The 7,931-nt window shown below is 68.6% G+C and carries 5 protein-coding genes; 3 read left to right on the top strand and 2 right to left on the bottom strand.

The window, feature by feature from the left end; translation table 11 throughout:
- Positions 1-1,065: 1,065 nt before the first annotated feature.
- Together AC5P1C_RS41080 and AC5P1C_RS41085 are read left to right on the top strand one after the other, a co-directional pair.
- On the top strand, positions 1,066-2,469 hold the full coding sequence (locus AC5P1C_RS41080) for a replication-relaxation family protein (protein WP_493871108.1): 1,404 nt from the start codon (positions 1,066-1,068) through the stop codon (positions 2,467-2,469).
- 256 nt (positions 2,470-2,725) lie between these two features.
- Positions 2,726-2,923, top strand: coding sequence for a hypothetical protein (locus AC5P1C_RS41085; RefSeq protein ID WP_493871109.1), 198 nt, complete (start codon positions 2,726-2,728; stop codon positions 2,921-2,923).
- A gap of 570 nt (positions 2,924-3,493) precedes the next feature.
- Here AC5P1C_RS41085 and AC5P1C_RS41090 read toward each other — a convergent pair.
- A complete protein-coding gene (locus AC5P1C_RS41090) occupies positions 3,494-3,700 on the bottom strand; it encodes a hypothetical protein (RefSeq protein ID WP_493871110.1) in 207 nt (68 codons plus the stop codon).
- Between the two features lie 1,146 nt (positions 3,701-4,846).
- Here AC5P1C_RS41090 and AC5P1C_RS41095 point away from each other — a divergent pair.
- Positions 4,847-5,008 (top strand): hypothetical protein, encoded by a 162-nt coding sequence (locus AC5P1C_RS41095; RefSeq protein WP_493871111.1) that lies wholly within the window; start codon positions 4,847-4,849, stop codon positions 5,006-5,008.
- A gap of 33 nt (positions 5,009-5,041) precedes the next feature.
- On the opposite strand, the gene AC5P1C_RS41100 is transcribed toward AC5P1C_RS41095, so the two are convergent.
- Positions 5,042-7,561 carry a helicase associated domain-containing protein gene (locus tag AC5P1C_RS41100; protein ID WP_493871112.1) on the bottom strand — a complete coding sequence of 840 codons (2,520 nt, stop codon included), beginning with the start codon at positions 7,559-7,561 and terminating at the stop codon, positions 5,042-5,044.
- Positions 7,562-7,931 lie beyond the last annotated feature (370 nt).

Raw genomic sequence — 7,931 nt, forward strand, 5'->3', positions numbered from 1 at the left:
CAAGGAGAAACGCACCGCACCCGATGTGCGGCATCCGGTGCGGTCGGGGCACCCGCCCGGCCGTGCGCACCGACCAGTGCACGGCGATGTCTGCCGATGCGCACCGGATACAAAATGCACCGTGCGGGCCCGCTTCACGTGCGCATCACAGATCACCTTCAGGGTGCGGGCGACGGGGCATGGAGCGGGGGGTGTGACGCGGGCTCCTGTGGTGTTGGAGGCGCGGCGTCTGTGACCTGTAGTGGTGGGGCCTACCCCGCCTGCTTCCGGTGCTGTGGTGGGAGTCGACCATCGGGCCACCGGCTCCTCACCGCCCCTGGTGGGGTCGGGTATCGGGCTGACGGCGCCGGTACCAGCGTTCGTCCCAGCGTGGGTACCAGCGTGATTGGGTAATCGGCGGTGTTTGCACTGGTCAGGAGCGGCCGGTGGCTGCGGACACCTCTTCCCTCTTGCAGAGGGAGGTCTTCTTCCCTGAGTCCGGGGCGCGGCGAGCCAGAAGCGATGGACCGGGCGAGCAGGATGGCGCCCCTTGTCCACCGTGGTCGGCCCGCCCACGATTCCGACTCTGACCCCTTGTCCATGTCTGCCACCGCCCTTTGCGGCCGCGTTTCTCCTAGACCACGCTCGCTGGCGGCCGCCGTCAGACCGCGGTCAAGCGGTGCCCGTGCACGCTGCTCGCTCGATCACCGACCCGGCCGGGTCGGTGATCGAGCGAAGGAGATACGGCGATGGCGTCACACCGACCAGCAGCCGACCCGGGCCTGCCCGCCTCGGTCAGGTGGCCGACGAGCACCGGGCAAGCCGAAGTGCGCCCCTACGGTGCCCACTTCGGACGCCACTTGGGAACCCCCTTTGGTGCCCGACATCAGGAGAGAGGGAAGACGCCCTGGTCACGCCGCAGATTCAGCCGCCTGCCGCTTCGTCACAACCCTCTTCTCTCCTCTTGAACTTGGTGGGGATGTCAGTGGAGGAGGAGATCCTCGGGTTCGGGGGCTCGGTGCCCTCTGCGGCCGCAGGCCGGCGCCCGGCCGGTGGCCGGGCGCGACAGGTGGAAGGACGGGGCTGATGGCGGGGAAACGCAAGACCAACTCGGCGGGATCGACGAACAATCACCGCGGCGATGTGCTGTGCGTGCTGGGAGCGCTAAAGGTGGCCACGGCTGAGCAGATCCAGCGGATCGGCGCTGCGCACCTGAGCTTCCGTCACACCGACAAGGAGACGCCGTCTGAGCGGAAGACGGCTCGTAGTGCTTCGTATACCGGTGCGCTCTCCGACCTGCGCAAGCACGGCCTGTCCGAGAACGGCGGGTCCACTGCGACGGGGGAGAGGTTGCGGAACCTGACCCCCAAGGGCTTGGAGGCCGCTTCTTACGAACTGCGGCGCCCGGTGACGGAGATGGGCTCCACGGCCCGCGGTGCGGGCTCCAGCGGCGCCTCGCATCCCATGGCCGTCAACGAGACAGTGATCGCGATGCTGCGGCCGAAGCCGAACCTCGCCAAGCTCACCGAGGACCCGCCCGCAGTCCGAGCGGCCGCCCAGGCCGCCGTCGACGCATCCGATGGCATCGGCTCCATCGCGTCCTACTGGACCGAAGTGCCGCTGCCCGCCACCGGTACCTGGAATACGCCCGGCAAGGGCGGCGCCCAGGCCGACATCGTCCTCACCGCCCCGCAGGACCAGGTGCCGCTGCTGTTCATCGAGGTCGACAACTGCCACGAGACCGCGGAGGAGATCGCCGACAAACTGCAGAAGTACGCCCGCTTCTTCCGGCGGAAGGTGAAGGACACCGACGGTACGGAGCGCCCGATGTGGCGCACCCGCTGGACCGCCCCCGCAGGCCGGCCTGGCGACGTGCCGCACCCGCCCGTACTGCTGGTGTTCAACCACATCGGCGCCCGCGACCCCAACCGAACTGTCCCGCGCCTGCAAGACCTCACCCGCCCTCTGTGGGAGGGGGAGCGGTATGAGGACCACCACCTCTACGGCCAGAAGATCCCGATCATCGCGACCGGACTGCGCAACCTGCGCGAACACGGCCCGGCCGGACCGGCGTTCCACCGCTTCGGCCGCGACCACATGCAGCCCCTCCTGGAAGCCATCGGAAACCCCCGCCGCGAAGCGCACGACATCCGCCAGCGGGCCAAGTACGAGGCCCGCAACCGCGAGCACCAGGAGCAGTTGCGTCACGCGGTCGAACAGCAGAAGGCAGAGCAGGAAGCACACCGTCCCCTCTGCACCAGTTGCGGCACGAAGTTCAGCGACGACCGGTGGAAGGCGACCGAGACCGCCGGGTGGGGCGCCCCACGGGACGCTCACCGGCACCTGTGCGACGCCTGCAAGCAGCAGGTTCTCACCGCAGGAGGCCAAGCCGACCAGGCCGCGCTGGAGCACCAGGCGCTGGACCAAGGCGTGCCCGAGCCGAGGCCCGAGGGCGGTTGGCTCTCACGCTTCCGCACCGGCTCCGGGTGACCACATGGCGGTTACCCACGTCAGGTAACCGCCTGCCGCCTGGCCTCTGACCTGCGGTGGTAGCTCCTACCACCAACGACTGACCGGTGTTGGTAGGAGCGAGCGCCCCGGGTTGGGTAAAGACCGCGATGTCCTCACCCGGCAGGTCGACCGCGAAGAAGCGCAACGCCGTGCACTCAGGTTCCGTGGTGGCGGATCTGCTGCAGGTGGTGCAGGCAGGGTGACAGGCTCTACCGAAGGTTCCTGGGGAGAGAGGGTGGCAGCTGAGAGCACCGCCCTGTTCGGGGCCTACCCGGAGGCGCTGGTCGACCAGCCGGGGCTGAGCCGGGTGCTAAGTGAGTGGCTGCACTGCACCCTTGTGCACTGCGTCGGCCTCGGCTCTGCCGATGCCGATATCGAGGCGATCCTGGACGACGCCCATGCCTGGGCACATCAGGTGGAGCCTTCACGCTGACCTTTGACCGGCGAGCGGTCGCATCCGTCGCCATCGAAGTCAGCGGATGGCCGCTGAACCCTTTCGCCAACATGGTCGAGAGGATCACCACGATGATGGAACGTCAGTGCCCCAATGCGTTCACGGCCGCTGTGAGCCGCTATCCGCACATCTCCGTCGCCTACACAGGCGACGGAGCCGACACCCTCAACCAGGCTGAGCTCAAAGAGCACTTGGCGGCTGTGGACCGGCCACTCTCGCACCCGGTCCACGTTGATCGCATACACCTGGTGGAGCAGTGGCACGACGGGGCTGTCCCAGGTGGGACCCCATCGCCGAAATCTGCCTAGGAGGCGCAGGATGGCTTTCCCAGGGCTCCGGCCCGATCCAGGGTGACGCCGTCGTACTCACGGCGGGAAGCGTCTTGATCGCCACAATGGAGCAGATCACGATGAAGGGCATCCTCCGGGAGGGGGGGCGAGACGTGGAGCGAGATGGCGGTGGAGCCCTCATCGTGACCGGGTCGCCCTGACGGGTTCTGACGTTCGAGCGGCAACTGCCGGGCAGGGCGGTCCTGCCCGGCTGTGGTGGCTACTGCCAGGGCCACAGGTCTCTGAGCCAGTCGGGCGGGTTGGTGAGGAATTTGTCGACCAGCCGTGCCGTCATGGACCGAGCGGCTCCTTGGGTGGCGCCCTGGGCTATCGCGGCGGTCAGGCCGGCACCGGCAGCGGGCTGCTGCGGGGCAGGCGCGGGGGCGGCGGCGGGTTGGACGGGGGTGGGAACGTTGTCCCGGGTCATGGTGCTGCTCCCTGGAGCAGAGGGATTGAGGACAGCGGACACCTGATGTGGTGTCGTCCGCGTGGAGGTGGTGAGCGCCTCGCGGTCGGCGGTCCTGCTGTGGCTCTCTGCTTGAGAGCGTCCCTGTGGGGTCGTGGCCCTGGCCCAGGGTGGCGTGTTCAGCGTAGCTCCGATCGGGGCGGGTGTTGCCTGGGGTGTCTGGCGGGTGGTCATCGGTACTCCCTCCGGGGTGAGTTCAGCTGAGCGAGCGGGACAGTGACAGGACTCAGGTGCTTGCGTCTCGTCCTGGCGGGCACGGCTCCCTCACCCCGTAGGGCCGGAAGCTGGGACTCGGACAGCAGCGGGCGCGAGAAAAGATCCCGGGCACGACGAAGGCCCGGACACCTGGTCCGGGCCTTGCGCTGTCGAAGTCCTCGAGCGGGTCGAACGCCTGTAAGGGAGTGGGAGACTTACCGTCTACTCGTGCTCTCCCCGGGTGTGCGGTTGGCGACGCAGTCCGGATCGCGTACGGGCGCCGGCGCCCGCGTCTCGGTGGTCGGCACGCGCGTGATGCGCCAGCTAGTGCGCGGCCGGACGAGAACGTGGACCAAGATGACGACGGCCTGTCGGACCGCCCCCCCCCCGGCACCCGCGCGCAGGTGAACCGCGCCTGGTCCTCAGCCCAGTCGCCTGGTCCATGCCTCGCGTCTCTGCAAGGTGGCTAGCGAGTTGATTGCTCCACTGATCCACGGGCACAGCACGAAGCCTCGTGTTCCAAAGGCATCAGCTGGTGGACGGTCGAGGAGATGCTGGGATCCGACCTCCTGTCTGAGGCCCGCATCGATGGGAGGCCATATAGCAGGCGGCGGGCCGGGGCGTAGTCATATTTAAGGATCGGGTGCGGTGTGGTGGGAGGCCGTTTAGCGTGGGGTTCGCAGGCGCAGGTACCGGCGAGCCGACATGTCGCGGGGAATTCTGTGCGATCCGTGAACCACGACCCGGACTCCTGCCCCCAACCATCCGCTCGTGGCGCACCCGGTGCCCACACGATCCTCTCCTGCTGTACCTGGGCTTTGCTGTCGGCGTGGAACTCAGTTCTGACCGTTTTCGGTCGAACTGGGCAACATCCGTCGCTGGTTCGACCTCTGTGATGAAGGTGTCGAATCGGTGGACGTGCTCACGTTGTGGATTCTGGCCGTGGCCGGTGTAGCGAGTGTGCTCCTGTTTACGGTGCGAGGCATTCTGGACCAGCTTCCTGAAGTCTTTGCTGCTTGGCACCGTGCCAGAAGGGCACTGCGCGAACAGGAACTCGACAACAAGGAGTCGTGATGGTCCGTAGCGCGGGCCTCACCGCTATGTACCTCATGTCCACCGCATGCCGATGGCGGAGAGCTGTTCCATCCGCTCTGGTGTCAGTGTCGCGGCCCTGCTCCGCTGATTCCCGATCCAGGACCCCAGCTTGTGCTCCCGCTCCTCCTGGTCCTCGCCGACGATCCGCTCGACGTGCTTCCTCGGGATCTGAAGGTGCCCTTCACGTTCGTAGTACTGCTTGGCGGCCTCGTAGTTCATCGCCCACTTGTCGGCCTGCGTACGGCGCTTGGGCTTCTCGTCCTCGCTGGCGGGCTCGATCCCGAGGACCTGCTCGCACATCCACTGCTGCACGGTCGTGAGCTGATCCCACCCGAGCCGGACCGACTGCACCCACCGCCCGAGATCCTCGCCCTGGCGCACGACGTCGCCCACCTCGGTGGGCATCGCCTCGCCCGCGTCCAGGTGCATCCGGACCAGGTGGAAGCACCGCTGCCACGTCACCGGCCAGCTCGGGCACCAGGACGCGTCGATCTCCTCCAACTGCTCACGCCGCTCGTCCGACAGCGCCCCGGCCGATGACTCCACCGGCAAACCCTCCGCACGCCGCTGCTCGATCTCCGCGGCCTTCCGGGCGGCGGCCCGCGCGTTCTTCAACCAGATGCCCACCTTCGCGCCCTGGAAGGTGGCGTCCAGCGGGGCTAGGAGGTGCCCGTGTTCGGCCGCCCACCCGCGCGCGGCGGACAGGCCCTCCTCCCACGCGACGTCGAAGTGGCTCCAGATCATGCCGAGCTTCTCCAGCTGCGCGATGCGGTCCTCGTCCATGTCGCCGCGGGCGTAGAACCTCCTGGCGTCAGCGGTCCACTGCCCCAGCGGGAACCCGGCGAGCGAGGCCGGCCACCCGGTGTCTCCCGCCTCCTGGTCGTCGACGGCGGGCACGCGGAACGTGAACGGGACGCGGAGGTCGCCGTGCTCGCGGGCGTAGATGACGGCGGCCTCCACGCCGCGCCGCCAGTGCTCGTGCTCGGGGTGGAGGACGCGCAGGTTGATGAACGCGGCGAGGGCGGCCGGGTCGCGGGGCGTGGAGAACTTCAACAGGGCCTTGGCGGGCCCGCTGGCGCCTCCGGAGCCCTCGCCGCTCCCGTCCGTGCTCTTCCCGCTCTCGTCCTTGGCTACGGGCTTGTAGCGGCTCGGGGCCTGCTGCTCCGCGAGGCTCTCCACGATCCTGGCGTCGTGCGCCCGCAGCGCCTCCAGGAGCTTGGCCAGCCCGCCGAAGGCCCGGGAGGTGAGCATGTTGTCCGCCGTCTCGCCCGGCCCGAGCAGCACGGGTACCACGAGCGAGGCGACCTTGCCCTCGCCGGGCTGCATCCGCAGCGCCCGGCCCACGGCCTGGACGAGGTCGGGCATCGAGCCGCGTACGTCCGCCCAGTACACGGAGTCGCAGTTCTTGGTGTCGACGCCCTCGCCCAGCACCTTCACCGAGCACAGGAAGCACTTCTCCACCACGGTGCCGTCCGTGGCGATCCCGGCCGCGAACTCCCCGAGCAGCCGACGGCGGTGGAGCGGCTTGTGGTCGCCGCACAGCCAGTCCGCCCAGATCGTCTTCGGGTACAGCTCAGGGTCGCTGGCGTGCAGCTGCGCGGCGACGTCGGGAAGGCCGGCGGCGAACGCTTCGGCCTCGCGGATCTGGTGGTGGAAGACGAGCGTGCGCCGGAAGTTCTCCTCCGCCGACGCCTTCACCAGGGCGGTCTGCAGGGCAGCGAGCCGGGCCCCGCGGACCTCTGCCGAGCGGCTCTCCGCGCCCAGGAGCTGGGCGGCCTGGAGGTGGGTGTCTGTGACGTCGACGCATACGACCTGGTAGGGGGCACAGATTCCCCGGTCGATGGCCTCCGAGAGCGTCAAAGTGAACGCCCTGCTGCCGAAAGGCCCGTCGGGGTCGTCTTCCATGCTCGCGACCAACTCGCCCGGTGCGCCGGCCTCGTCCTCGTCCCCGAGCTGCCACAGCCGGGGCGTGGCCGTCATGTACAGACGGCGCAGGGACGGGATCTTCTGGTTGTCGTGAACGACCGCCCACGGCTTCCCGATCCGGCCCGAAACTCTGTGGGCTTCGTCCACGACGATCAGGTCCCAAGCCGCCAAACCCGCAGCGTGCGCCCGCTCCAGCGTGCCCAGACCGAGGCTGGCGTACGTGGCGTACACGGTCACCTTGTCCAGGCCCCGCGTCCACTCCACCAGCTCGTCCACGTCCGTGGTGTTGGGGAAGGACACCTCCTCACCCCGCAGCGAGGACACCCCGATCATCGGCCCCCGGCGGCCGCCCTCACGCCATGCGGCCTCGGTCTGGGCGAGCAGGTCCAGCGAGGGCACGAGCACCAGCACGCGGCCCGCGTGGAGCTCCTCCGCGCTGCGGACCGCCACCCGGGTCTTCCCGGACCCGGTCGCCATGATCACCTGCGTTCGAAGCCCTCGTTCGGGCACAAGTGATCTTGCAGGCAATTCGAGGGCACGCAGGACCGCGTCAATGGCTTCTCGCTGGGCTGCCTCGCGCTGATCAACGCGGTCCGTGCTCGACATATTCGCCTACCTTCTCCTGGGCTGCCGTCCGGTCGATTCGAGCGGCGGGAAACGGGAATCTTGCACGTAGAGGAGCCGCAAGGGCTACAGTTGGACTGACGCGATGGGCTGGTTGTTCTTCCTAGCCGGAGCACCGGCAAGGCCGTGTGCTGGATCCTATTCCAGAGACAAGCTAGCAGTTACTTTGAAGCACACTCGCTCGCCGACTTCCCGTCACCACCCGCACCCCCTCCCGTTGCTGCCGGGCCGTCAGGCCCGTTGGCGGGCTGCGCGGAGCGTGGTGCGCCCTGGTGGGCGCGCAGCGTCACGGGGTGGCCGGAGCGCAGCGCAGGCCACCTTGCGGGAGTGCAGCGGACGGAGCGTCATCGGG

The sequence above is a fragment of the Streptomyces sp. A18 genome, from assembly GCF_059026065.1.